The following is a 24,477-nucleotide window of genomic DNA, read 5'->3' on the forward strand; positions in this document are numbered from 1 at the left end:
GTACCAAGCAACGGTGCAATTTCCGGTATGCCAAGTTACTCTATTTTGTAATCAAGTCTGAACCCAGGTTCAGGGAATTCCGGCCATTGATTGATACTTTGCCGGACAGCCGCGCCTGGTATCACCTTGAAAATCCAAAAATATGCGAAGCCTACCCGCCGTATAGAAACAATTTTCTATTGACTTTTATTTTTGGAAAAATTATTGTCTTCCTGAGCGGATGCGGGCGATATTTTGCGTAAAATGCCGGCAAAACGCCAGAAAAGGGGACGGAACGCCGATTTTTCCCGTACCCGAAAGCAGCACTCACCCTTCCATTTATGAAAAGGAGGCCCACAACAACGTCAGGCAGCATAGATCACCACACGCTTTGGCAAACAGCCAATGTCAGAGCAGCATTCACGAAAGCATGAAGAGGAAAAACAGTATGAAAACGATTCTGTCATCCAGCATTACGGTATCTGCCGCATCAACAGTTCCCGCTAATCGGTGGGGGAAGTTTTTACGCAAGGGAAGCGCCATTGGAACACTTGGGTTTTCATTTCTGTTCGCCGCCGTCACTATCGCCAGTGCCACACTGATGCCGACAACGGCATTTGCCGCGAAATATAAGAAGCAGACCATCATGACGGCCTCCGCCAACAGCCTGACCAGCGCACATGCGGTCACGCTGAACAAATTCAAGGAAATCGTAGAAAAGGAATCGGAAGGCGCCATTCAGGTGAAACTCTTCCTGGGCGGCTCCATGGGCGATGAAACCGCCAACGTCAAGCAACTGCGCAATGGCGAGCTGCATATCGCCACCCTCTTCAACGGCAACCTGACGCCGTTTGCCCCCTCGGTCAATGCGCTTGTTCTGCCCTACCTTTTTTCCAACCTGAACGAAGCCTATGCCGTGCTGAGTGATGAATCGTTTACCAACATGCTCGCCGATCAGGTCGCCAAGGAATCCAAAACGCGCCCGCTGGGCTGGATGATCGGCGGTTACCGGAGCATTACCAATAACAAGAAACCGATTATGAAAATGGAAGATCTGCAAGGGCTGAAACTGCGCGTTTCTCCCTCGGCCATTCAGCTTGCCGCCTTCCGTGCTTTTGGCATCGAGCCGCATCCTATGGCCTGGTCAGAAACATACAATGCGCTCCAGCAGGGCGTCATCGACGGTCAGGAAAACATGTACGCCACCAACCGTGACCACAAGTTCTGGGAAATCCAGAAATACATGACCGAAATCCACTACATGCTCTGGACCGGCGCCATTCTCGCGAGCGACCGCTGGTTCAGCAAGCTCGATGCCGACACCAAGGCGCTGGTACTTCGCGCCGCCAAGGAAGCGCAGAAGGCAGACTGGCAGTTTGCCGCCGCCTATGAAGAAGAATGCAAAAAAGAAAGCATCGCCAACGGCATGAAGGTTGATTACCTGACGGACGAAGACAAGTGGAAGGAAAAAGCCCGCGCCATCTGGCCGGAGTTCATCAAAACGCCGGAAATGAAAGCGCTCACGGACAAAGCGCTTGCCATCATCGGCTCACTGCCCAAGAAATAAGCGCCTGAACCCCCTTCTCCCCGGCCCATGCCGGCCGGGGAGCCATGGAACCATTGACCGGAAATTCTGCCGCGAACCGGAGATCTGCCATGCGCTTCATGCGGAAACTGTACGACAATTTCGAGGCCTATATTTGCGTCATCCTGCTGGCCGTCATGATTCTTTGCCTGACCTTGCAAGTGGTCATCCGCATCGTTTCCGGCGGTTCCCTGGCCTGGGCCGAAGAAATGAGCCGTTTCTGCTTCATTGGCACGGTGTATCTGGGCACGGCGGTGGCGGCGCAACGGCTGGCGCATGTGCGTGTCACCGCACAGTTCATGCTGATGCCGGTCAAAGCACGGCTGGCTTTCCGCATCTTTGCAGACCTCATCCTGATCGGATTTAACCTCTCGCTCGCCTACCTGTCCGCGGGCTTCGTCGCCGAAGCCGTGGAGTTCGGCGAAATTTCGGCAACACTGGGCATCAACATCGCTTATGTGGAAGCGGTCATCCCCATTGGTGCCTTGCTCATGTCGTGGCGCATCGTGGAAAGCTACCTCATCCGTATGAAAAACGGGCGGCTCTATGAACTGGTGGCGCTGGAAACGGAAATGGGCATTCCCGCCGAGGAGAACGCATCATGAGTATCCTCTCCATTGCCCTCATTGCCATGTTTGTCCTCTTCCTGCTCGGACTGCCCATCTACGCAGCGCTGACTATTGCGGCATCCATCGCATTGCTGACGAGCGACATATTGCCTCTCTCGGTCATCCACTCCTCGCTGTTCGACGGCCTGAATATCTTTCCGCTCCTGGCGATTCCCTGTTTCATCGTTGCCGGCGGCCTGATGGAACGCGGCAACATCACCAACCAGATCATCAATGTCGTGCGCGCCCTGGTCGGGCGTCTGTACGGCGGGATCGGCATCACCACCATCCTGGCGTGCGCCGTATTTGCCTCGATTACCGGCTCGGCGACCAGTACGGTAGCCGCCGTGGGCGCCATCATGGTCCCCGCCATGATGCGCAACAATTACAGCCCGCGTTACGCCGGCGCCGCCGCGGCGACGGGCGGCACCATCGGCATCCTGATTCCGCCGAGCAACCCGATGATTCTGTACGCGATCATCGCCAACGTCTCCATCACCGGCATGTTCTCCGCCGGCTTCCTGCCGGGCGCCATCATGGCGGCCGCGCTTTCGTTCACGGCCTGGCTGCTGGCCAAACGCAACGGTTTCAAGGCGGACGAATCGGTAGAGAGTTTTTCCCTGAAGGCGTTTCTCGGCATCTGCCGCCAGTCCTTTTTCTCGCTCGCCACCGTGGTCATTGTGCTCGGCTCCATCTATTCCGGCCTGGCCACGCCTGTCGAAGCCTCCATCGTCGCCGTGCTCTGGGCGCTATTCGTCGGCTTTGTGGTCAACCGCAGCCTGACCTTGCGGGATATTTACGATTCATTGATGGAAGGCGTCATGCTCTGCGGCGCCATTACCATCATCGTCGGCGCTTCCACATTGTTCGGCAAAATCCTGACCTACGAAGAAGCGCCCACGCGGCTCGCCGCCTTCATGGTCTCAATCACCGACAACAAGCACTTCATCATGCTGCTCATCGTCGCCCTGCTGTACGTACTCGGCATGTTCATGGAAACGTTGGCGACGGTCATCCTGGTCACGCCCGTACTGGTGCCCGTACTGGCGCAGCTCGACATCAACCCGATCCACTTCGGCGTCGTCATGGTCATGGCAAACGAGGTCGGCCTGCTGACGCCGCCTATGGGCGTCAACCTGTTTGTTGCCTCGCGGCTCAGCGGCGTGTCGGTCGAACGGCTCTCCATCTCCGTGCTGCCGTACATCCTCGCCATGACGCTGGTCATTCTGTTGACCGTATTCTGCGAGCCGATTTCGACGATTATCCCAACCTGGCTCGGTTTCAACTGACCGGCTGATGCGGGCAAGCCTGCGCGCCCCTAAATACGCGGGCTTGCGCGGCCCTCTAGCCCAATAAACACGGGGCATTGCGGGCAGCGCGCTCAAAACCACATCAAAGCCCATTCAGCCGATTTCGCTCATTCCAAAACCACTCCCCAATAGACCAAAGGCGCACCACCGGATTACCGGCAGTGCGCCTTTCATTTTTCTACATTCCTGCACGGCCCATACGCCGTGCATCGGTGGTGCGTTCAGGCAGGCGGCTGCAACCTCTGGCCTGACCTGCCCGCCGCATGCCAGAACGTTTAGCTGCGCGTCAGCGTGCCGTCCCAGGTGGACACCGCCTTTTGGGCGTCTTCTTCAGTGAACCAGACGGAAGTGACCGTTTTCGTTTCGGTATAAAAGGCCACGCCGTCCTTGCCCATCGCGTGCAGGTCGCCAAAAAACGATTTTTTATGGCCGGCAAACGGGAAAATCGAATACGGCACCGGAATCCCGACGTTGACGCCGACCATGCCGCCATGCGTGCGTCTGGCAAATTCCCGCGCATAACGCCCGGAACGGGTATAGATGCAGGAACCGTTGGCAAAAGGATTGGCGTTCATGATCGCCAGTCCTTCCTCGAAGTCCCGGATACGCTTGACGCAAGTCACAGGGCCGAAGATTTCCTCGTTGCCAACGGCGTGCTCCGGCTTGACATGGTCGAAGATGGTGGGACCGACGAAATAGCCGTTCTCGCAGCCCGGCACCTTGACGCCGCGGCCGTCGAGTACCAGCTTCGCGCCTTCCTCGACGCCACGGGCAATCCAGTTTTCTACTGACTGCTTCTGCGCCGCCGAAACCAAAGGCCCCAGCTGCGAATCCGGCAGGTAGGCCGCACCCAGTTTGAGTTCCAGGGCTTTCTTTTTGAGCAGCGCCACAAAATCATCGGCAATCGATTCCTGCACGCAGACGACGGGCAACGCCATGCAACGCTGGCCGGCGCAGCCGTAGGTCGAATTGATCACGCCGGCGACCGTACGTTCCAGCACGCAGTCTTCAAGCACCAGCGCATGATTCTTGGCTTCGCACAAAGCCTGTACGCGCTTGCCAGCGGCGGCGGCCGTCCCGTAGATATGCTGGCCGACCGACGTCGAGCCGACGAAGGAGATGCCTTTGACCAGCGGGTTGGCGAGCAGCGAATCGGCCTCGACGCGCGAACAGGTCACGAGATTGACAACGCCCTTGGGCAAACCGGCCTCGATCAGCAATTCCAGCATGCGCATCGAGGTTTGCGGCACCATGGACGCCGCCTTGAGCACGAATGTGTTGCCGGTCGTGATGCAGAAAGGCAGCATCCAGCCCATCGGAATCATGGCCGGGAAATTGTACGGCGCGATGCCGACGAAAACGCCCAGCGGCTCACGGTAGGAGACGGTGTCGTAACCGCTGGCGACGTTCATGCAGGTATCGCCCTGCATCAGGTAGTGCGTCGCGCAGGCACATTCGACGACTTCGATCGCCTTGAGCACGTCGCCGCGCGCTTCGCTGACAACCTTGCCCATTTCTGTAGCCAGCAGCTCTGTCAGTTCATCGAGATGCCTGTCAAGCAGGGATTTGAAGCGGAACATCAACTGAATCCGCTGCGGAATCGGTGTCTCCGCCCAGGCCGGGAAAGCGTCGGCGGCGGCGCTGACCGCCGCATCGACCTCGGCTTGCGTGCAGCAGGGCGCTTCGGCAATCTGCACGCCGGTACTCGGATTCATCACGGGCATGTATTTTCCCGTTGCGGACGCCAGCCATTCGTTATTGATGCAATATTTGAGTCGCTTGATTTCGGCCATGTTGATATTCCTCGCTTGAAAAAATCACGGTGGGATAAGTCTCGAAAGAGAGGCGGTTTTTTCAAACATAGCGCCCTTCACGTTGGATTGCAACTTTTTTTCTTTCTATACACACAAAATAAAATATTTTTTCTATTTCGCTGCTGTTCCGATGCATCGACAATGCCTGAGCCGCATCTCAGCGCCCTTCTCTTCCGCTTTTTCTCGCTTTTTCTGTTTGACAGACGCGCCCGGCTTCCTTAGATTGACCGCATGAGCAGCCGGCATTTCATCGCCCCATTACCGCATTGCTCTGCCGTTCCATCCTTGGCATGAGACGCGCACACGCGCATAAATACGCTTATGGCACAACAAGAAAACAGCATCGAAGACCTGATCCAGCACATTGCGCAGGCCTACGATGGCCTTCCCAAGCAATTGAAATCGATTGCGCAATATGTCACGCAGCATCGCCAGAATATGGTCATCGCCCGCATTCTCGACGTCGCCCATGCCTGCGACGTACAACCGTCGGCCGTCGTGCGCTTCGCCCAGCGCTTTGGATTTTCCGGATTCTCCGAATTGCAGGCGGTATTCCGCGACGCCTACGCCAGCGGCGCTGCGGAAGCGGGATACCGGCAGCGCATTCAGGCCGTCATCAGCGAACATACGGCGCAGATGCGCAGCGCCGAACTGGCGCGCGGTTTCATGCAAAGCTGCCAGAATGGCATCGCCGCGCTCAGCCAGGAACTTGACGAAGCCGCCTTTGAACGCGCGGTCAGCATTCTTCAGGAAGCGCATCACATTTACATCATAGGGGTGCGCCGGATGTACCCCGTCGCCGCCTATCTGAGCTATACGCTGTCGCATACAAACAAGCGCGTCGCCCTGATCGACGGCATGGGCGGCATGTTTCGGGAACAGGTAGGCGCATTGGCCGCGGGAGATGCGTTGATTGCCATCAGCGTCGCGCCCTATGGCGCAGAAACCCGCCATTGCACCGAACTGGCCGCAGAACGCGGCGCCGACATTATCGCCATTACCGACAGCTCGCTCTCGCCGATTGCTCGGCTCGCCACCGCGACGCTCAGGGTGGAAGAACCAGAAACCTACTTCTTCCGGGCACTGTCCAGCATGATGTGCCTGGCGCAATCATTGTTCATCGCCCTCGCCTACCGGCTCGAACTCGACCTGGACGCACCGCCCGCCATGCCGGCAAAAACCGGCGCCTAGTCCGTTGCATCCCAAAGCAGGAGGGCTGCGATGAAAAACAAAACACAATTTGCCGCGGGACGCCGCTTTGAGATTGCCTCGATCGGCCGTCTTGCGGTCGATCTGTACGCCAACCAGTACGGCTGCGACCTTGAAAACGTCTCCACCTTCGCCAAATACCTGGGCGGCTCATCAGGCAATGTCGCTTTCGGCTGCGCGCGCTTTGGTTTACGTAGCGCGATGATTACCCGCGTCGGCAACGAGCAGATGGGGCGCTTCCTCATCAAAACGCTGGCTGATGAAGGCTGTGACGTTTCGCAGATCAAGGTCGATCCGGAACGGATGACGGCGCTCGCCATCCTCGGCATCAAGGATCGGCAGACCTTCCCCCTGCTCTTTTACCGCGATAACTGCGCCGACATGGCTTTTGGTCCGGAAGATGTCAACGAAGCCTTCATCGCCGACTGCATGGCGCTGCATATCACCGGCACACATTTTTCGACGCCGCGCGTGCGCTCCGGCAGCCTGCTGGCGCTGGAATACGCCCGCCGGCACAATGTCCGCACCTTGCTCGACATTGACTTCCGCCCCGTTTTATGGGGGCTGACAACACCGGGCGACGGCGAAACGCGCTATATCCCAAGCCTGGCGGTCACGCGCCATTTTCAGGAAATTCTGCCGCATTTCGACCTCATCGTCGGCACGGAAGAAGAATTCAACATTGCCGGCGGCGCCCAGGATCTGCGCGTATCCCTGCAAGCCGTGCGCAAGCTGACGCCGGCCACCCTCGTCATCAAACTGGGGGCGCGGGGCTGTGCGGTTATCGAAGGCGAGATCCCGGCATGTCTCGACCAGGTTTTCTCCGTCCCCAGCCCGCGCGTCGAAGTGCTCAACCTGCTCGGCGCTGGCGACGCCTTTCTCGCCGGCTTCCTCTCCGGCTGGCTGCGCGGGGCGGACTACGGCGTCTGCTGCCGGCGCGGCAACGCCAGCGGCGCGTTGGTCGTCGCGCGTCATGCCTGCGCGCCCGCCATGCCGACCGAAGCCGAATTGGACTATTTTCTCGCGCATGCCGATTGCCTGACCGAACCGGCGCACGACCTCACTCTGAACTGGCTGCACCATGTCACGCCCAAACGGCGCATCTGGAACGAGGTTTTCATCTTCGCTTTTGACCATCGCAGCCAGCTTTATGAACTGGCGCGCCAGGCGGGCGTTTCAGAAAAGCGGCTGCCGCATCTGAAAAAACTGCTGGTCGATACCGTCGCGCTGACGGAAGAACGGCTTGGCCTGGCAGGCCGCATCGGCGCGCTGATCGACGACCTGTACGGCGAAGACGCACTGCATGCCGCCACGGGCCGTGGCTGGTGGATCGGCCGGCCGGTCGAACGGCCGGAATCGAACCCGGTCGTTTTCGAGGCCGTCGGCCCCATCGCCGCCGTACTCGAACACTGGCCCAAAGAACAGATCGTCAAATGCCTGGTGTTTTACCATCCTGACGACCCCGCCCCGCGCCGGCAGGCGCAGGAAAATCAAATGCGCACCTTGAGCGAGGCCGCCACCAGCAGCGGTCATGAACTCCTGCTCGAACTGATCCCGGCCATCCCCGGCGATCCCAGCCACGAGGCGCCCGGCAACGACGACAGCGTCATCCGCGCCATGACCCGTTTTTACGATCTCGGCATCCGCCCCGACTGGTGGAAGCTGCCGCCGCAAAGCGCCGAGAACTGGCAACGCATCGACACGCTGATTGCGCAGCGCGACCCCTACAGCCGGGGCGTCGTCATGCTCGGCCTCAACGCACCGATCGAACGGCTGATCACGGCCTTCGCCGAAGCGCGCCACAGCCGCAGTTGCCGCGGTTTCGCCGTCGGCCGCAGCATCTTCCACGCGCCCGCGCAGGACTGGTTGCACGGCCGCATCGATGATGCCGAACTCATCCGGCGCTGCTGTACGAGTTTTGAACGCTTAATCCGCGCCTGGCAGGCCATTCACGCCGATCACTGAACCGGTTTGGCACATGCCAATCATGCCGGGCGCGATGACGGTCAACGCCAAAAATAGAATTTAATTTCTATTGACATTTAGTTTTAGAATATCTATTGTCTAATCGACATCTCGGTGCGCACCCGGCGCATCGGCCGCCATCGATCATGGAAGCGCATGCCGGATGCCTGTTATCCAGCCCTCAACTCCTCCTGAAAGGCAAGACGATGAACGCTACCGCAAAACCGCAGGAATACGACACCTCTAGCCCGCTGTACCGCACCGTCAGCACCACGCCGACCGATTACTGGAACGACTCCTGCTCGCGTGAAGAACTGGTGTACGCCATTCGCAACGGCGCAGTCGGCGCAACGACCAACCCCAGCATCGTACTCAACGTACTCAAAAAAGAATTTGCCAACTGGAAAAAGACGCTGCTTGACATCATCGCCGCCCACCCGAGCGAAGCGGAAGACAAAATCGCCTGGCATTTGATCGAAGCGATCGGGCTGGAAGGCGCGGCCATGCTCCTGCCGATCTTCGAGCGCGAAAAAGGCCGCAAAGGGCGGCTCTCGATGCAGACCAGCCCGACCTTCTACCGCGACACGCAGGCGCTCGTCGAACAGGCTGTCCATTTTGACGGACTGGCGCCGAACATCCAGGTCAAAATACCGGTGACGGCGGCGGGGGTCAAAGCGTTCGAGGAAGCGACCTACCGCGGCGTCACCATCAACGCCACCGTCTCTTTCACCGTACCGCAGGCAATCGCCGTCGCCGAAGCCGTCGAGCGCGGCCTGCGCCGCCGCGAACAAGAAGGCAAACCCGTCGATCATCTCTTCCCGGCCTGCACGATCATGGTCGGCCGCCTTGATGACTGGATCAAGATCGCCGCCAGCCACGACGGCGTTCTGCTGACGCCCGGCGTGGCCGATTGGGCCGGCGTCGCCGCATTCAAAAAAGCCTACGGCATCTACCAGGCGCGCGGCTACCGCACCCGCCTGCTTTCCGCTGCTTACCGCAACCACCTGCACTGGTCGCAATTCATCGGCGGCGATGTCATCCTGACGATTCCCTACGAATGGCAAAAACTCTTCAACACCTCATCGGTGGAAGTCAAGCCGCGCATGCAGGATCCCGTCGCCCCGCACATTATCGACGAGCTATACACCATGGTTCCGGATTTCCGCCGCGCTTACGACGAGGACGGCATGCGCATCGAAGAATTCGACACCTTCGGCGCCACCGCCCGCACGCTGCGCGTTTTCTGCGAGCACTACCACGAACTGCAAGGCATCGTGCGCGATGTCATGATTCCGAATCCGGACAAAAAACACTGAAGCATCGCCCCGGCACCCGCCGGGGCCGACGCACAGCTTTTCATCACCCGTTACAGGCCGTCATGTAGACCGCCCGGAAAAAGCGGCGGCCAGCATTCTCAGCATTTATGCGCCCTGCCCGGAAAGCCCCGTTTTTCCTGGGCTAGCGCGCCGCTGAAGCCCACTGTTTACGGGGCTTTCAGCGATGTGCCCAGTACACCGGCTTTTCAGGCGTTTCCGGCCGGCTTCGGCAGTCAGGCTGCCCAGCGCAGATCGTGCGCCAATTTATTGTCCGACGCACCAACCTCGATCGACGCATCAATCCCGATCCGACCCATTCAAGCCTTCAATCCGGCGCCTAAATCCTTCGGTTCGACGCATGCAAGCGTAAGCCGGTGGTCAGCAGCTTCAGCATTTATGCGCCCTGCCCGGAAAGCCCCGTTTTACCTGGGCTAGCGCGCCGCTGAAGCCCACTGTTTACGGGGCTTTCAGCGATGTGCCCAGCACACCGGCTTTTCAGGCGTTTCCGGCCGGCTTCGGCAGTCAGGCTACCCGGCGCAGACCACGCGCCAATTTATTGTCCGACGCACCAATCCCTGGCCCGATGCGCTCAATACACGTCACGCTGGTAGCGGCCGGCTTCGCGCAGCGTCTCCAGCCAGGCCTCGGCCGCTTCTTCATCCATGCCGCCTTCCAGATGGGCGATCTCGCGCAGCGCGGCTTCGACGCCTTTGGCCATGCGCGAGGCGTCCCCGCACACATAGACGTGCGCGCCGCGCTGGAGATAGGCCCAGACATCAGCGGCCGCTTCCAGCAATTTATGCTGCACGTAAACTTTTTCGGCGCGGTCGCGCGACCAGGCCAGATCGGCGCGCGTAATCAGCCCGTCGCCGCGCCATTTGAGCCAGTCGGCGTGGTAGAGGAAGTCCTGGGTAAATCGGGTATTGCCGAAGACGAGCCAGTTCTCGCCGCGCGCCTTGTCGGCCTCGCGCTGCTGCATGAAGGCGCGGAAAGGCGCTACGCCGACGCCAGCGCCAATCATCAGGATCGGCGTGTTGCCGTCCGCCGGCAGACGGAAGTGCGGATTGTCCTGAATGAAGATGCGCACTGCCTCGCCTTCCGCCAGGCGTTCGCCGAGAAAGCCGGAAGCGCCGCCGACATAAGCCGCCTGACCGTGGCGGTGGCGCACGACGCCGACGCACAGATGCGCCGCTTCGCCGACCTTGGCCTGCGCTGAGGCGATCGAGTACAGGCGCGGGGTCAGCGGGCGAAACAGGCGGGCCAGCGTCGGTGCGTCGAGTGGGTGCGGATAATCGCGGAACAGGGTCATCGGCGGGTTGGCGCGCAAGAATGCCGTTTGGGCAGCCTCATCCGCCGAGGCTGCCGCCAGGGCGGCCTGTAAGTCGCTGTTCTGGCTGAGCTGGGCGTAATACTGGGCTAGCACGGGCGTCGATGTCGTGATGTCAAGCTGGCGGATCAGCGCTTCGGCAATGGGGATTTCCTGCCCGTCGATCTGCACGCGTTCTTCACCGCGCAATTGGTGGCAGACAAGCATGTCGGCGACCAGTTGCGGCGCATTTTCGTACCAGACGCCGAGCGTATCGCCCGGTTGATAGCGCAGTCCAGAATCCCCCAGGTCGATTTCGAGGTGTTCGACATCTTTTTCGGCCGTACGCGCGGTCAGCCGCCGCCGCGTCAGGAGGCGGGCGGCGTAAGGATTGAATTTATCGTAGGCAGCCGGCGTGGCGGCGGCCGCGTTGACCGCATCGGAAGCCGCCGGCCGCCTTTCTCCGCTGTTCTCCCCGCTTTTATCTCCGCTCCGCGCCGGCATCGTTTGCAGGCGTTCGGCAATGTCTTTCGACCAGCTTTCCGCCGCCGCGCGGTAATCCTGATCGCAATATCCGCAATCGCGCAGCCGCCGGGCGCCGAGCAAGGCCAGGCTTTCATCAAAGTCCTTGCCGGCCTGGCAGAATTTGGGGAAGAGGCTATCGCCCAGCGCCAGTACGGCAAAATCCACGCCATCCAAGCGCGGCGGATTTTTTCCGCGCAGCAGCTTGTACAACGGCAAAGCCTCTTCCGGCGGTTCGCCATCGCCATAGGTCGAGGTGATCAGCAGCACGATGTCTTCGTCGCTGATCTGCTGGGCGTTGTAATCGCCCATCGGGCTGTGATGTGTCTCCAGGCCGGAGGCCGTCAGGCGCTCGTGCAGGGCTTTTGCCACGCGCCGTGCATTGCCGGTTTGCGAGGCGGAAAGAATCTGCACGCGGCGCGGCGCAGAAATTGTTAAGGCGGCTGCCGGATCTTTTTCCGCTGCGGCCGATGCGGCAGCAGGAACCGCCGTTGCGCCAGCGGCCTGGCTTTTCGCCCAGGCATAACCGGCGACGAGCGCCAATTCGGCGGATGAAAGCACATCCAGACGTGCCTTCAGATCAGGCGGTATAGGTAAATCGCTCATCTTCTTTTTCCTCGTAGACCATGCATATCGTACATATTACATACCGTGCATATCCATAGACTCATCACGCTCGCCGGCCTACTTTGCCGCGCTATTCAAAATCTCCGCGGTACGAATCGCTGATGCCGCGCCATACCATACCGCACGGCCGATTATCGAGCCTGCGCCGCCGCCCATTCAGGGTCGATACGCTGCCTCTCTCCGCATCCGGCGCCGGCCATTCCGAAAACATAGCGCCTAGCCGCCCAATCGGATCACAACCCGAAAATTACCGTCGCTCAACCCACCAGATCATTGCCGTCGCGGCCAGGAGGAATAACGCCGAGGGGGCCACAGCGCTCAGCGAAGGCGACCAGCTATTGATCGCGCCGAGATTGGAGAATAGTCCGTTGAGCAGGTGGAAAAAGACACCGATCATCACCCCGGCAAAGATTTTCAGGCTGACGTTGCTCAAGCGGTTGTGCGTATAACCAAAAGGCAGGGCCAGCGCCACCATGACCAGCGCCGCCAGGGGATAAATCAGCTTCTTCCAGAGGGCGATCTCGTAGCGCTGCGTTTGCTGGCCATTTTCGGACAGATGGCGAACATAGGTTATTAGATGCATGACCGACATGCGATCCGGGGCGATCATCAGCACCGACAGCAGATCGGGATTGAGCGCCGACTTCCAGGTCATTTCCGGCTGTTTAACCGTTTCCGAGCGGTCTTCGTACAGAGTCGTCTGCGCCACGTCGGTCAACATCCAGCCATCGGGCATGCGAAATTGCCCTTCCTTGGCCTCGGTAATCGACTGCAGATGCAATTTTTGGTCGAAAGTGTAGATGCGGATGCCCTGCAGCCGGTTGTCCGGCAAGACAGTACGCACGTTGATGAAGCTGCCTTCATCCTTAACCCACAGTCCGCTGCGCAGATCCTGGCCGACGGTGCGCCCGCGCTCACGCAGCCGGAGCGACTGCGCCGCTCGCTCGCTCGGCGGCACCACGGCCTCGCCGATGACAAAAGTCAGCAGTCCAAAGAGCAGCGCCACCTGAAAAAGTACGGCCAGCAGCCGCGCGGTGGACATTCCCGAAGCACGGAATACGGTGATTTCCGAATGGCGCGCCAGTGCGGAAAGTGAATACAGCGTGCCGATCAGTACGGCAACCGGCATCAGCTCATAAATACGCCCCGGCAGACGCAGGATGACGAACATCAGTGCATGGCGAAACTGGTAGCCCCCCTCGCCGACATTCCTGATTTCACCCAGCATGTCGAAAAAACCAAACAGCGCCAGAAAACCAGCAAACACCAGCAAGATCGCCGCAGCCACCTCGCGCATCAGATAGCGACGATAGACGCTCATTGGAAAAATCGGGAAAAAGAAAATACGGCAATGCGCCGGAAAAAGAGCAGCGGCAACAATGCCAGCATCGTTAAATGCACGCCGAACAGCCCTGTCAGAAAAGAAATCTTGCCGCCCGCAATCCAGGACTGGCCGATCGTGATCAGATTGTTGTAGAGCAGACAGACGCACAGCGCAAAGAGCAGATTCGCCGAACGGCCGGCGCGCGGATTGACAAAGGACAGCGGAATCGCCAGCAGCGCCAGGATGATGGCCGACACTGGCATGCTGATGCGCCACAGTAACTCGGCCTTCAAAGAACGATGCTCGCCTTTAATCAGATCCTGCAACAGCATCTGGTTAGGTTTGATCTCTTCCATCCGGCGCGCTTCCTTGGTTTCGAGCCGGATGGCGTAGCGCCCGTACTCCAGCACACGGAATTCCGGCGAATCGGCCATGAGTTCATAACGGCTGCCGTTTTCCAGAACGACGAAGCGATCGCCATTTTCGGCGAACTCCTGGTAGCCAGTCGCCGCCATGGTCACATCAACGCGCCCGTTCTTTGACGCGCTGACAAAGACGTTTTTGACCCGCATATCGTCCTCCGAAATCGCCTCGACGAACACGACACGGTCGCCGGATGAGGACTCCTGGAACGTGCCCGGCCGTACCTGCCCGGTATCCTTACGCGTTTCCAGCAGGCCGCGGTACTCGGCGCTTTTCGACAAAGCCCACGGCGAAACGAACAGGGACAGGGCACCAATGACGATGATCAATGGCGCTATAAATACCAGCACGGGTCTCACCCAGGCGCCCAAAGAAATACCGGAGGCAAACCAGACAACCATCTCCGAATCCCGGTAGCTGCGAGAGAGCGAGAGCAGGATGGCGATAAAGGTGGAAACCGAGAGCAGTGGCGGGATGTAATTGAGCGCCGAAAAACCGAGCAGTGCCGCCACGGCCTCAGGCAGAATCGATCCGCGCGCCGCGTCGCCGAGCAGGCGGATCATCAGCGTGGAAACGAGGATAGCGAACAGGGCCACAAAGATGCCTGCCGTCGCCTGCGTGAATTCACGCCGTGTTGCGCGTTGAAAGATCATTTTTTGACGATACGAAAAACGGCGCGGATAATCGGGACCGGGCGGAAATGCCGGAAAAATACTGCAAACCGCCCCAAAACCCGCCGGAGATTCATGCCAGCTTCGCTCCGGAAACTTCAACCGGCATCAAAGCATGGAAACAACCCCGAAAACCCGTCAGCCAAAGGAGTCAAGCGGTGGAATTTAGCATAAAAGGCAATAGTCCGGACAAAGCGCAGCACGCATGCATCATCGTCGGTATTTTTGAAGCCGGCCAACTCACACCGCCCGCAGCCGCTGTCGACCGGAAAATCGGCAAACTGATTGAGCGCATCGTCGCGCAAGGCGACTTTACCGGAAAATCCGGCACCAGCCTGTTGCTGCACGCGCCTGCCGGCGCCGGCAGCCAGCGCGTCCTTCTGGTTGGTCTGGGCAAGGAAAAGGAATTTTGCGAACACGCCTATTACGCGGCAATCCGGCACGCATTCAAAGCCGTGCGTGATACCGGTGCGGAAGCCGCCCACCTGACTTTAAGCGCGTTGCCCGTGCGCCGGCGCGGCACGGCCTGGAAAATCCGGCAGGCAGCTATCGCGGCACTGGAGACGGCCTATCGCTTTGACAGCTTCAAGAGCCAGCCGGCTGCGCCGCAGGTCGCTTTACAGCACATTTCCCTTGCCATCGACGCAGCGAAAAACGCCGCACAAAGCGAGAAAAACCGGAAAGCGGCGCAGGCCGCGCTGGCCGAAGGTCTGGCCATCGCCGAAGGAATGGCTCTCGCCAAAAATCTGGCGAACACGCCCGGCAACGTCTGCACGCCCGCCTATCTGGCCGATACCGCCTTGCAACTGGCCGATGAGTACGATATCGACTGCCAGATCCTGGAACGCGCCGATATGGAGCAGCTCGGCATGAACGCCCTGCTCTCGGTCACACGCGGCTCGCGGCAACCGCCTAAATTCATCGTACTGCATTACCGTGGACAGGCCACAAACAACGGCAGCGGACACCCGGCAAGCAAGCGCAGCAAGAACGGCGCCCCCGCTAGGCCGCTGGTGCTGATCGGCAAAGGCATCACCTTTGACTCCGGCGGCATTTCGCTTAAACCCGGCGAAGGCATGGATGAAATGAAGTTCGATATGTGCGGTGCCGCCAGCGTACTTGGTGCGCTGAAGGTCGCTATCCTGCTGCGCCTGCCGATCGAACTGGTCGTCCTCGTGCCGACCTGCGAGAACATGCCTGGCGGCAATGCCAGCAAGCCGGGAGACATCGTCACCTCAATGTCCGGGCAGACTATCGAAATTCTCAACACCGATGCCGAAGGCCGCCTGATCCTGTGCGATGCGCTCACCTATGCCAAGCGCTTCAAACCGGATGCGGTCATCGATGTCGCCACGCTGACTGGCGCCTGCATCATCGCCCTCGGCCATGTCGCCAGCGGTTTGTTCGCCAACGATGAGGCGCTGGCCGGCGAGCTGCTTGAAGCCGGCGAAACCGCGCTCGATCGCGCCTGGCAATTGCCGCTCTGGGCGGATTACCGCGAGCAGCTCAAGAGCAACTTCGCCGACATGGCCAATATCGGCGGCCGTCCGGCGGGCAGCATCACCGCCGCCTGCTTCCTCTCGCGCTTTGCCGAAAAATTCGACTGGGCACACCTCGATGTCGCCGGCACGGCCTGGAAATCCGGCGCAGACAAAGGCGCCACCGGCCGGCCGGTTCCCCTGCTCGCGCACTATCTCCTCCAGCGCGCCGGGAGAAGGGATTGACGCAAATTTTCTTCTACTACAACGCCGACAATCGACTGAGCGCCGCAACCGCACTGATCGGCAAGGTTGCTCGGCAAAAAAAGGCGATGCTCGTCTATGCGCCCGACCGCGAAATCGCCGACACCCTCGATCGTCAGTTATGGACGCAAATGCCAACCGGCTTTGTGCCGCATGTGCGGAGCGACTCGCCGCTGGCTGCGGAAACGCCGATCATCATCACCCATGATGCGGAAACGGCCACACAGCACGAGCGCCTGCTCAACCTCTCGGCCGAGGTTCCGCCCGGTTTTTCGCGCTTCACCAGCCTGGTCGAAATTGTCGGGCAGGATGCGCAAGAGCGCAGCGACGGTCGCGAGCGCGTCAGGTTCTATAAGGATCGCGGCTACGAGATCCGGCTGATCAATCTCGCGGAGAAGCGCTGATGCCAGAAACGTCCCCACATACCGATGCGTCCGACGCCCCGGAAAAACGGGACATCTACGGTCTGTACGACATGTCGGACACAGCGGATGCAGCGGATATGTACGAAGCGCCGGAAGCGTTCGATGTCTTCGATACGTTTGACCCCGGCATCTTGCCGGATGCCGCAGAGGCCGTCTCAACAGATTTCACGGATGCGTCAGATGCTGATGAAACGCCCGAAATTCTCAGCCGCGTCGATTCGCTGATGATGCGCCGGCGTGGTGCCGTCTCACCGCTATCGCCTGCCGAGCCATCGCTGATATCCGAGCCGGACCCGACACCGGAAACCGTACAGGCCATAGAGGAAATCACGCCGGAAACCGCACCGGAGGACGACCCTGCAGCATGGGCAACCCCGCCAGATGCCGAGCTACTTGAACAGTCCTTCCTGCCAGCGCTGACAGAAGACGCTTCGCCCATCTCCGCTCCACCGGAACAATCACCGACGGAAGACGACGACCTGCCCATTTTGACCGATGTGATTTTGATCGACGCCGCGCCGGCGGGCACCACGCAGCCGCCATCGCCCGACCATCAACAAGAAGAAGTCTTTGGCGAAGCGGCTGAAGAAGTCCCCACTGTCCGCACGATCGATATCGCCGCGGATAGCCCCGGGGACATTGAAGAGGCGTATCCGGCATCGCCTACCGGCGAAATGCCGGCGGATGAAGCGGCTGCTGACCTGGCCGCCGACATCACCCGCCTATGCCGCGAACGGCTTGCCAGCGAGCTTCCCGCCCTGCTTGAAAACCTGCTCAATGCGGCAGAAAAAGAACTGCGTGCCGGCATCGCCGCCATCGTCGATGATGCCCTGCGAGAAGCGATGACCCGGCATCAATACCCGACCCTGACGCCTCACGCTCCGGAAGATAACGACGAGGCGGCGTAATCAAACCTGTTTGCCGGCCTGCCGGCGGAGGAAGCGCCGTTCATCGGGCGATCGCAGCCAAGCGGTTGAAGTTTGCCGCTTTCGCCCATAAAATCAGCGCCAGTTTCATTGTCTCCGAAGGAATGCACAATGCGTACTCCATTGAAATTACCTACCCTGCTGACCACATTTGTACTGGGCATGACGAGCGCAACATTTGCATGGGGCGCGGAAACCGAGGATCAGGAAATGCCGATCGGCTATGTCAAAAATACCGAAGGCGAAGCCTTTGTCACCCACCTCGGACACGCGCAAAAGGCGGAAACCGGCCTGCCCGTACATATCGGCAGCGTGCTGCGCACCGGCCGCCAAGGCAGCATGGGCGTCACCTTCAAGGACAGCACCGTGATGTCCTTCGGACCTGACACCGAACTGACGGTCGACGAATACCTCTACGCGCCGGCGCAAGGCAAGCTGAAGCTGGATAGCCGACTCAGCCGGGGCACTATGAACTACGTTTCCGGCGTCATTTCGCGTCTGCGTCCCGAAGCCGTCACTATCAAGACACCGGCCGGGACGATCGGCACGCGCGGTACGCAGTTCGTCGTCAAAGTCGAGGAGTAAGCCATGAAAATCAGGGGAGTTCTGGCCGGTCTGACCGCAGTCTGCGCCGTCTGTCTTGCCGGCTGCACCGGAAAATCCTACGTCGTCCTGCTCGATAACCCGGACGGCACGGCCGGCAAAGTCGTCGTCCAGGGCAACCAGGGCGAACAGATCATCGACAAAGCAGGGGAAGGCGCGCCGCTCGATGGTTCCGCGCCGCCGGCGCCTGTTACACCACAGCAAATCGCCCATGACTTCGGCGCCGCCATGAAGGCACGGCCGGCGCTGCCGCAGCAGTTTTTGCTTTATTTCGAAACCGGCGGATCGGAACCCACGCCGGAGTCAGCCATTGAACTGGACAAGATCATCGCCGTCGTCAACCAGCGTCCGGCAGCCGATGTTTCCGTGATCGGGCACACCGATACGCTCGGCAATGCCGCGGTGAATGAAAAACTGGCGCGCGCGCGCGCCAGCATCGTCGCCGACCTGCTCAAACAAAAAGGGATGAAGGCGCACGCACTGACCGTCGAATCGCACGGCGAAAGCAATCTGTTGATCCAAACGCCCGACGAAACAGCCGAACCGCGCAACCGCAGGGTTGAAGTTTCGGTACGTTGAACGCCGGCCGCCCCCGAATAACGGTCTTAGCGCCGCCGCGCATCCTATCCCACTATCCCACGCATTTCAGGCCGCACACGGTAATCACCTGCCGGCAGGCGGATGCGCGTATCGGTTTCCCTGTCTGGTAAAACGCTTCACCCCACCGGATTTGCCCGGATTTACGCGGATTTGCTATATTTTTCGACCATGCCCGATGAGCCATGAACGATAAGGCGCTGAAACTCCTCCACGTCATTCTGCCCGTACTCGTCGGTCTCATCGGCCTGTTTTTGCTGCTGACCGAGCCGAGCAGCCTGTACAGGCTGCGCAATAACCTGTTCGACCAGTACCAGCGCAGTTCGCCGCGCGTTTACGAGGCGGCGCCGGTACGTATCATCGACATTGACGAAGCCAGCCTGGAACGCTTTGGGCAATGGCCGTGGCCACGCTCCCGCCTGGCGCAGATTGTCGATGCGCTCCAGGCCGCAGGCGCCGCGGCGATCGGTTTCGACGTCGTGTTTGCCGAAAGCGACCGGACTTCGCCCCTACCGATGGCCGACCTCTGGCAAGTCGACGCCTTGATGCGCGAGCGCCTACGCGCGCTGCCTGACCACGATCAGACCTTTGCGCAAAGCCTGGCGCGCGCGCCGACGGTGCTCGGCTTTGCCCTCGAACGCACGCACCGGAGCGGGCAACTAGCGCTGGAAACGCCGGAAAACCAGCTCATACGCCCATACCGCTACATCAACTCCGGCGCATCCCCCGCGCCCTGGCTGTCCCGTTTTGAATTCGCCGTCGCCGCCTTGCCTCTCCTGCAACGCGCTGCGCACGGCAATGGGGCGCTGAGTTTTTTGCCGGATAACGATGGGATCGTCCGGCGCGTTCCCCTAGCGCTCAACCTGTCGGGCGAACCGGTATCGACACTCGCCGCCGAACTGCTGCGCGTCGGGCAAAACACCAGGAACATCTATTTCAGAACCGATGAACATGCCGGCATTAGCGAGATCCGCATCGGCGATTTGACGATTCCCACCGACGCGCATGGCGAATTCTGGGTGCATTACACACAGCCCGTTCCGGCACGCTATATCCCGGCCTGGAAAGTGTTGACGGGGGACGCGCCAGCCGAAGAACTCTCCGGCGCGCTGACGCTGATCGGCACTTCGGCGCAAGGCCTGCTCGACCTGCGCTTCAGCGCCCTGGGCCGCATTATTCCCGGCGTCGAGATCCACGCCCAGGCGCTGGAACAGATCCTCACAGGGCATTTCCTCGTTCGCCCCTCATGGGCGCTCGGGCTGGAAGCCGTCATACTGCTAGCAGCCGTCGCGCTCGTCAGCCTCCTCGCCCTGCGCTGCCGCGCCTTGCTGGCTGCCAGCGCCAGCGCGCTGATTCTGGCCGGCATCCTCGGCGGCGGCTGGCTGGCTTTTCGCACATACGGGCTGCTGTTCAACACCGTCACGCCGGCGCTGTCCGTCGTTCTGGCCTTCATCGCCGGCAGCTTGATTCACGCTTTTGTCAGCGAACGCGAACAGCGCTGGCTGAAAACCGCCTTTGCGCGCTACGTCTCACCGAACCGCGTCACTTACCTCATCAATCACCGTGAATCAATGGCGCTGGGCGGCAGCAAGCGCGAATGCAGCTTCGTATTCACCGACCTCGAAGGTTTTACCGGCCTGATGGAAAACACCGAGCCGACCGTCGCCGTCCAGTTTCTCAACGGCTACCTGGACGAGATGATCGCCATCGCCTTCCGTTACGAAGGCACGCTCGACCGCATTGTCGGCGATGCCGTGGCAATCATGTTTTCCGCGCCGCTGCCGCAGGCCGACCATCGCCATCGTGCACTGGCCTGCGCGATGGAAATGGACGATTTTGCCTGCCGCTACGAAAAGCACCTGCGCGCAAAAGGAATCGCCTGGGGCAAAACGCGCATCGGCATCCACACCGGCGACGTCGTCGTCGGCAACTTCGGCGGCAAAACCATGTTCGACTACCGGGCGCTCGGCGACCCGGTATCAACGGCATCGCGCCTGGAGGGCGCCAATAAATACCTCGGCACCAACCTCTGCCTCTCAGCCGCCGCGCTGCCCAATAGCGGCAAGGACTCCAGCCATGCAGCGCCGATCTGCGACATCCGCCCCATCGGCAGGCTGCTACTGAAGGGCAAAACGCAGTCCCTACAGGTTTACGAACCCATCGCCGCCTTCCGCGCCACCGGTTATGCACCGCTGGCCGACTACTGCGCCGCCTACGCCCTGATGGTCGATTCCGCAACGGATGAGGCCACCGATAGCGATCGCGGAACAGCGGACAATATGACGCCTTACCCCGCAAGCACAACGGCGCTCGCCCATGAACCGCAGGAAACGCACGCATCGCATGAGGCGTCACATGACTCGCCGGCCTTGCAGGCTTTCCGGCAGCTGGCCGAACGCTTTCCGGACGACCCGCTGGTGGCGCTACACTTCAACCGCCTGCAACATGGCGCATGCGGCGCGCTGATCGTCCTGGACGCAAAGTAACCCGGCATTCATCACTACCAATAGAAGGCGCCCTGAAGCCCGCGTATTTAGGGCATCTCCGGACGCCCTGCCCGCCAGCCCTTTATTTATAAGGGTTTCAGAGGTGCCCGCCCGAAAACGCCCTATCCATAAGGGGTTACGGCATATCTCTTTGCGTATTCGATCACTACGAAGCACTTAAAACCCCCCTTAGGCTCAGCGCAACGGCATCAAAAGAAGCCTTGCGGGCGGAGTCAGCGCCTACAGTCAAACAATTCTTTCAATCCTTGTTTTCAGGTTCTGCCGAGAGACTGCCCGCTAGCCCGCGTATTTAGGGCTTCTCCGAGGGGTATGCTCTGGACCCCGCGTAAACAGGGCGTCTCCAGACACCCTGCCCTGAAACGCTTTATTCATGCGGGTTTCAGGGGTGGCTGCCGGAAATCTCTATCCACGCGGAATTCCGGGCGCCTGCCCGGAATTCTTTTATCCACGCGGTTTACTGCACCAGTGTGCGCATCTTGCGCCGCCATTCGCGCTGCTGACGCTGCTCGTCCTTCCAGTCGCGCCGGACGGCGCGCAGCAATGCCAGCGCCATGAGCGAGAGCACCAAGGCAAAGGGCAGCGCAAAAACGATCACCGCCGTCTGCACCGCTTTCAACCCCCCCGCCATCATCAGCGCCAGAGCAATCCCGGAAACCAGAATCCCCCAAAGAATCTTGCTGCGGTTGGGCGGAGCGGGATTCCCGTTCTGGCTCATGGTCGCCAGCACCAAGGTCGCCGAATCGCCAGAGGTCACGAAAAAAATCACGACCAGCAACGTGGCAACCACCGAAGTCACGGCGCTCAGCGGCAGCCGGTTAAGCACCTCGAACAAAGCCAGCGAGGAATCTTTGGTCGCCACATAGGTCAGCTGCGCGCCCTGGAAAATCTGCATATTCAGCGCCGTGCCGCCGAATACCGAAAACCAGATGAACCCTACCAGCGTCGGCACAATCACGACGCCAAATAGAAATTCGCGGATGGTGCGCCCTTTAGAAATGCGCGCGATAAACAGGCCGACAAACGGCGACCATGAAATCCACCACGCCCAGTAAAAAATCGTCCAGCCGCCGATCCAGTCCGAGTCGCGAAAAGGCGTCAGGCGCAAACTCATGCGCACGACTTCCGAAAGATAGCTACCCAGCGTGTTGGAGAACGTATCGAGAATCGCCACTGTCGGCCCCAGAAAAAATACCGCCATCGCCAATAATATGGCGGCCAGCAGATTGGCCTGCGACAGCCATTTGATGCCGCGCTCCACGCCGCTGACGGCCGAGGTCATGAAGAGCAGCGTCACCACCAGAATGATGCCGGCCTGCCAGACATTCCCCATCGGCATACCGAAAACGCTGTGCAAACCGCTATTAATCTGCGCCGCACCGATGCCGAGCGAGGCAGCGACGCCAAAAGCCGTCGCCACGACGGCCATCACATTGAATACGGGAGAAAGCCGGCGCACCCAAGGCCACGGCAAAGTTTCAGTCGCTGAGCTAATCAGCGCGACGCTCCCGCGGCGGAAATGAAAATAGGCAATCGACAGCGCGACGATGCCGTAGATTGCCCACGGATGCAGCCCCCAATGGAAAAAGGCATAACGCATGGCCGTATTGGCGGCTTCCGGCGTATGCGGCGCGACGCCGGGCGGCGGCACGGTGAAATGGGAAAGCGGCTCGGCGACGCCCCAATAGACCAGGCCGATGCCCATGCCGGCGGCGAAAAGCATGGCAAACCAGGACGACAGCGAAAACTCCGGCTCGTCGTCATCTGTACCCAGCTTGAGATCGCCATACCGGCTCACGGCCAGCATCAAAGCCAAGACCACCAGCCCCAGCACCACCCACAGATAAAACCAGCCGAAATTGCGCGTTGCCACTGCCAGCATCGTATTGAAGCAACTCCCCAGCGTCGCGGGAGAAACCAATCCCCACAAAACGACCAAGGCAATCAGCCCGGCTGAAATCCGCGTTTGCATGGGAAAACTCCTTTCTTTATCGTTATTACGCCATTCCGGCATCTGCCGCAGCGCACGCCCAAAAGGACAAAAAACGGCGCGCGCAACACAGCCCAAAAATACTGACGGACAAGCACAGGCCTCCGCCCCGCTGTGCCCGCCGCGGTTGGCACACACGCGAACCGCCTCACCACCGCATACCTGCCGGCATGCCAAAAACACACGACACCGGCCGGACAAGCGGTGAAAAATCGGGCCGGCATAAAAACAAACCGAGCCGGCCAAAATGCGTACAAGCAACGTGCCGCGCCAGAAAGACGCACGCCGGAAAGCGCCTTAATAAGACACTAAGACACACCGGCTGCGCCTTGGGCCGGCTCCACCTTGGCACATCTGGGCAGCACATGCCTTCCGCGATTATTAAAACGCCCGAACAAAGCGCCCGAACAGCAAAATTCCGTATCGCGCTTGCCGACGGCACAAACTGATTTCGCAACATGCCTGTACGGAAAATCCGGCTTATTAGTCTAACATAATTGCAAACCATTGATTATTATAGTAATTGTTTTTAGGAATCACGCTCCGCGGTTCCTCCACGGCTTCTTGGAAAGACAGAACACCGCCGATCAGCCGCCACCCGCTTCGACCAGCTTCTTCTACTGCACCGCCTAATCCAACGCCCGGCCGACCCCCCGGCAGCGCCTGCCCCGACCGAATCCCCCCAACCCCCCGACGCCCAATAACACACCCAATTGTTTTCCGGACACGGCGGCACGGCAAAGCGCCGCGATACCGCTGGCCGTGCGGGAAGGAAACACGCCAGCTGAATCACCGCCACTGCAAACCACGGTTCAGCAATACCGCCGCAGAAAAAGCAGAGGGCGAAGCATCGTCGGCTGAATTTCCGCCGACAGCCGCAGACTCACGACAACCCCGCCACAATATCCGCCACAACGCCTGCCCTGAACCCCGCGTAAAACGGGCATTTCCGGAAGGGCTGCCCGCTAGCCCAGTGTTTACGGGCGTTTCCGGCAACCCACAGCTGAAACGCCCATTCCACGAGGGTTTCC

General features: G+C 60.0%; 18 protein-coding genes. 12 read left to right on the forward strand and 6 right to left on the reverse strand.

Annotation, left to right across the window (positions count from 1 at the left end; translation table 11 throughout):
* Window positions 1–399: 399 nt before the first annotated feature.
* Window positions 400–627, reverse strand: coding sequence for a hypothetical protein (locus tag ABCS64_RS05040; RefSeq protein ID WP_418890807.1), 228 nt, complete (start codon window positions 625–627; stop codon window positions 400–402).
* On the opposite strand from ABCS64_RS05040, the gene ABCS64_RS05045 reads away from it, so the two are divergent.
* From ABCS64_RS05045 to ABCS64_RS05055, 3 genes are all read left to right on the forward strand, one after another.
* Window positions 626–1,546 (forward strand): TRAP transporter substrate-binding protein, encoded by a 921-nt coding sequence (locus ABCS64_RS05045; RefSeq protein ID WP_418890808.1) that lies wholly within the window; start codon window positions 626–628, stop codon window positions 1,544–1,546. The genes ABCS64_RS05040 and ABCS64_RS05045 overlap by 2 nt on opposite strands.
* 89 nt (window positions 1,547–1,635) lie before the next feature.
* Window positions 1,636–2,169, forward strand: a complete 534-nt coding sequence (locus ABCS64_RS05050; RefSeq protein ID WP_418890809.1) for a TRAP transporter small permease — start codon at window positions 1,636–1,638, stop codon at window positions 2,167–2,169.
* Window positions 2,166–3,461 (forward strand): TRAP transporter large permease, encoded by a 1,296-nt coding sequence (locus ABCS64_RS05055; RefSeq protein ID WP_418890810.1) that lies wholly within the window; start codon window positions 2,166–2,168, stop codon window positions 3,459–3,461. The genes ABCS64_RS05050 and ABCS64_RS05055 overlap by 4 nt, the downstream gene beginning before the upstream one ends.
* A 296-nt stretch (window positions 3,462–3,757) precedes the next feature.
* Here ABCS64_RS05055 and ABCS64_RS05060 read toward each other — a convergent pair whose 3' ends face one another.
* Window positions 3,758–5,275, reverse strand: a complete 1,518-nt coding sequence (locus ABCS64_RS05060) for a CoA-acylating methylmalonate-semialdehyde dehydrogenase (RefSeq protein ID WP_418890811.1) — start codon at window positions 5,273–5,275, stop codon at window positions 3,758–3,760.
* A gap of 342 nt (window positions 5,276–5,617) precedes the next feature.
* Between ABCS64_RS05060 and ABCS64_RS05065 the strand changes: the two genes are divergently transcribed.
* The 3 genes from ABCS64_RS05065 (at window position 5,618) to ABCS64_RS05075 (ending at window position 9,786) form a co-directional block, all read left to right on the forward strand.
* Window positions 5,618–6,487, forward strand: a complete 870-nt coding sequence (locus tag ABCS64_RS05065; protein WP_418890812.1) for a MurR/RpiR family transcriptional regulator — start codon at window positions 5,618–5,620, stop codon at window positions 6,485–6,487.
* Between the two features lie 30 nt (window positions 6,488–6,517).
* Complete coding sequence (locus tag ABCS64_RS05070; protein WP_418890813.1) at window positions 6,518–8,470, forward strand: bifunctional 5-dehydro-2-deoxygluconokinase/5-dehydro-2-deoxyphosphogluconate aldolase; 1,953 nt, start codon at window positions 6,518–6,520, stop codon at window positions 8,468–8,470.
* A gap of 206 nt (window positions 8,471–8,676) precedes the next feature.
* Complete coding sequence (locus ABCS64_RS05075; RefSeq protein ID WP_418890814.1) at window positions 8,677–9,786, forward strand: transaldolase family protein; 1,110 nt, start codon at window positions 8,677–8,679, stop codon at window positions 9,784–9,786.
* A 589-nt stretch (window positions 9,787–10,375) separates the two neighbouring features.
* Here ABCS64_RS05075 and ABCS64_RS05080 read toward each other — a convergent pair.
* From ABCS64_RS05080 to lptF, 3 genes are all read right to left on the reverse strand, one after another.
* A complete protein-coding gene (locus ABCS64_RS05080) occupies window positions 10,376–12,220 on the reverse strand; it encodes an assimilatory sulfite reductase (NADPH) flavoprotein subunit (protein WP_418890815.1) in 1,845 nt (614 codons plus the stop codon).
* 268 nt (window positions 12,221–12,488) lie between these two features.
* On the reverse strand, window positions 12,489–13,562 hold the full coding sequence (lptG, locus tag ABCS64_RS05085) for an LPS export ABC transporter permease LptG (protein WP_418890816.1): 1,074 nt from the start codon (window positions 13,560–13,562) through the stop codon (window positions 12,489–12,491).
* Window positions 13,559–14,641 (reverse strand): LPS export ABC transporter permease LptF, encoded by a 1,083-nt coding sequence (gene lptF / locus ABCS64_RS05090; protein WP_418890817.1) that lies wholly within the window; start codon window positions 14,639–14,641, stop codon window positions 13,559–13,561. Before lptF ends, lptG begins: the two co-directional genes overlap by 4 nt.
* A gap of 176 nt (window positions 14,642–14,817) precedes the next feature.
* Here lptF and ABCS64_RS05095 point away from each other — a divergent pair, with 176 nt between their 5' ends.
* The 6 genes from ABCS64_RS05095 to ABCS64_RS05120 all read left to right on the forward strand — a co-directional run bounded on the left by ABCS64_RS05095 (window position 14,818) and on the right by ABCS64_RS05120 (window position 21,438).
* Window positions 14,818–16,383, forward strand: coding sequence for a leucyl aminopeptidase (locus ABCS64_RS05095; RefSeq protein WP_418890818.1), 1,566 nt, complete (start codon window positions 14,818–14,820; stop codon window positions 16,381–16,383).
* On the forward strand, window positions 16,380–16,805 hold the full coding sequence (locus ABCS64_RS05100) for a DNA polymerase III subunit chi (RefSeq protein ID WP_418890819.1): 426 nt from the start codon (window positions 16,380–16,382) through the stop codon (window positions 16,803–16,805). The genes ABCS64_RS05095 and ABCS64_RS05100 overlap by 4 nt, the downstream gene beginning before the upstream one ends.
* The gene (locus ABCS64_RS05105; RefSeq protein ID WP_418890820.1) at window positions 16,805–17,734 is read left to right on the forward strand and encodes a hypothetical protein; all 930 of its coding nucleotides are present in this window, start codon (window positions 16,805–16,807) and stop codon (window positions 17,732–17,734) included. Before ABCS64_RS05100 ends, ABCS64_RS05105 begins: the two co-directional genes overlap by 1 nt.
* Before the next feature lie 129 nt (window positions 17,735–17,863).
* Window positions 17,864–18,337 (forward strand): FecR family protein, encoded by a 474-nt coding sequence (locus ABCS64_RS05110; protein ID WP_418890821.1) that lies wholly within the window; start codon window positions 17,864–17,866, stop codon window positions 18,335–18,337.
* A 3-nt stretch (window positions 18,338–18,340) separates the two neighbouring features.
* Window positions 18,341–18,934, forward strand: a complete 594-nt coding sequence (locus ABCS64_RS05115; RefSeq protein WP_418890822.1) for an OmpA family protein — start codon at window positions 18,341–18,343, stop codon at window positions 18,932–18,934.
* Between the two features lie 203 nt (window positions 18,935–19,137).
* Complete coding sequence (locus tag ABCS64_RS05120) at window positions 19,138–21,438, forward strand: CHASE2 domain-containing protein (RefSeq protein ID WP_418890823.1); 2,301 nt, start codon at window positions 19,138–19,140, stop codon at window positions 21,436–21,438.
* 475 nt (window positions 21,439–21,913) lie between these two features.
* Here ABCS64_RS05120 and ABCS64_RS05125 read toward each other — a convergent pair whose 3' ends face one another.
* Window positions 21,914–23,428 carry a BCCT family transporter gene (locus ABCS64_RS05125; RefSeq protein WP_418890824.1) on the reverse strand — a complete coding sequence of 505 codons (1,515 nt, stop codon included), beginning with the start codon at window positions 23,426–23,428 and terminating at the stop codon, window positions 21,914–21,916.
* Between the last annotated feature and the right edge of the window lie 1,049 nt (window positions 23,429–24,477).

It is taken from the genome of Dentiradicibacter hellwigii (assembly GCF_041770905.1).
In the GTDB taxonomy this organism is placed as follows: Bacteria; Pseudomonadota; Gammaproteobacteria; order Burkholderiales; family Rhodocyclaceae; genus Propionivibrio; species Propionivibrio hellwigii.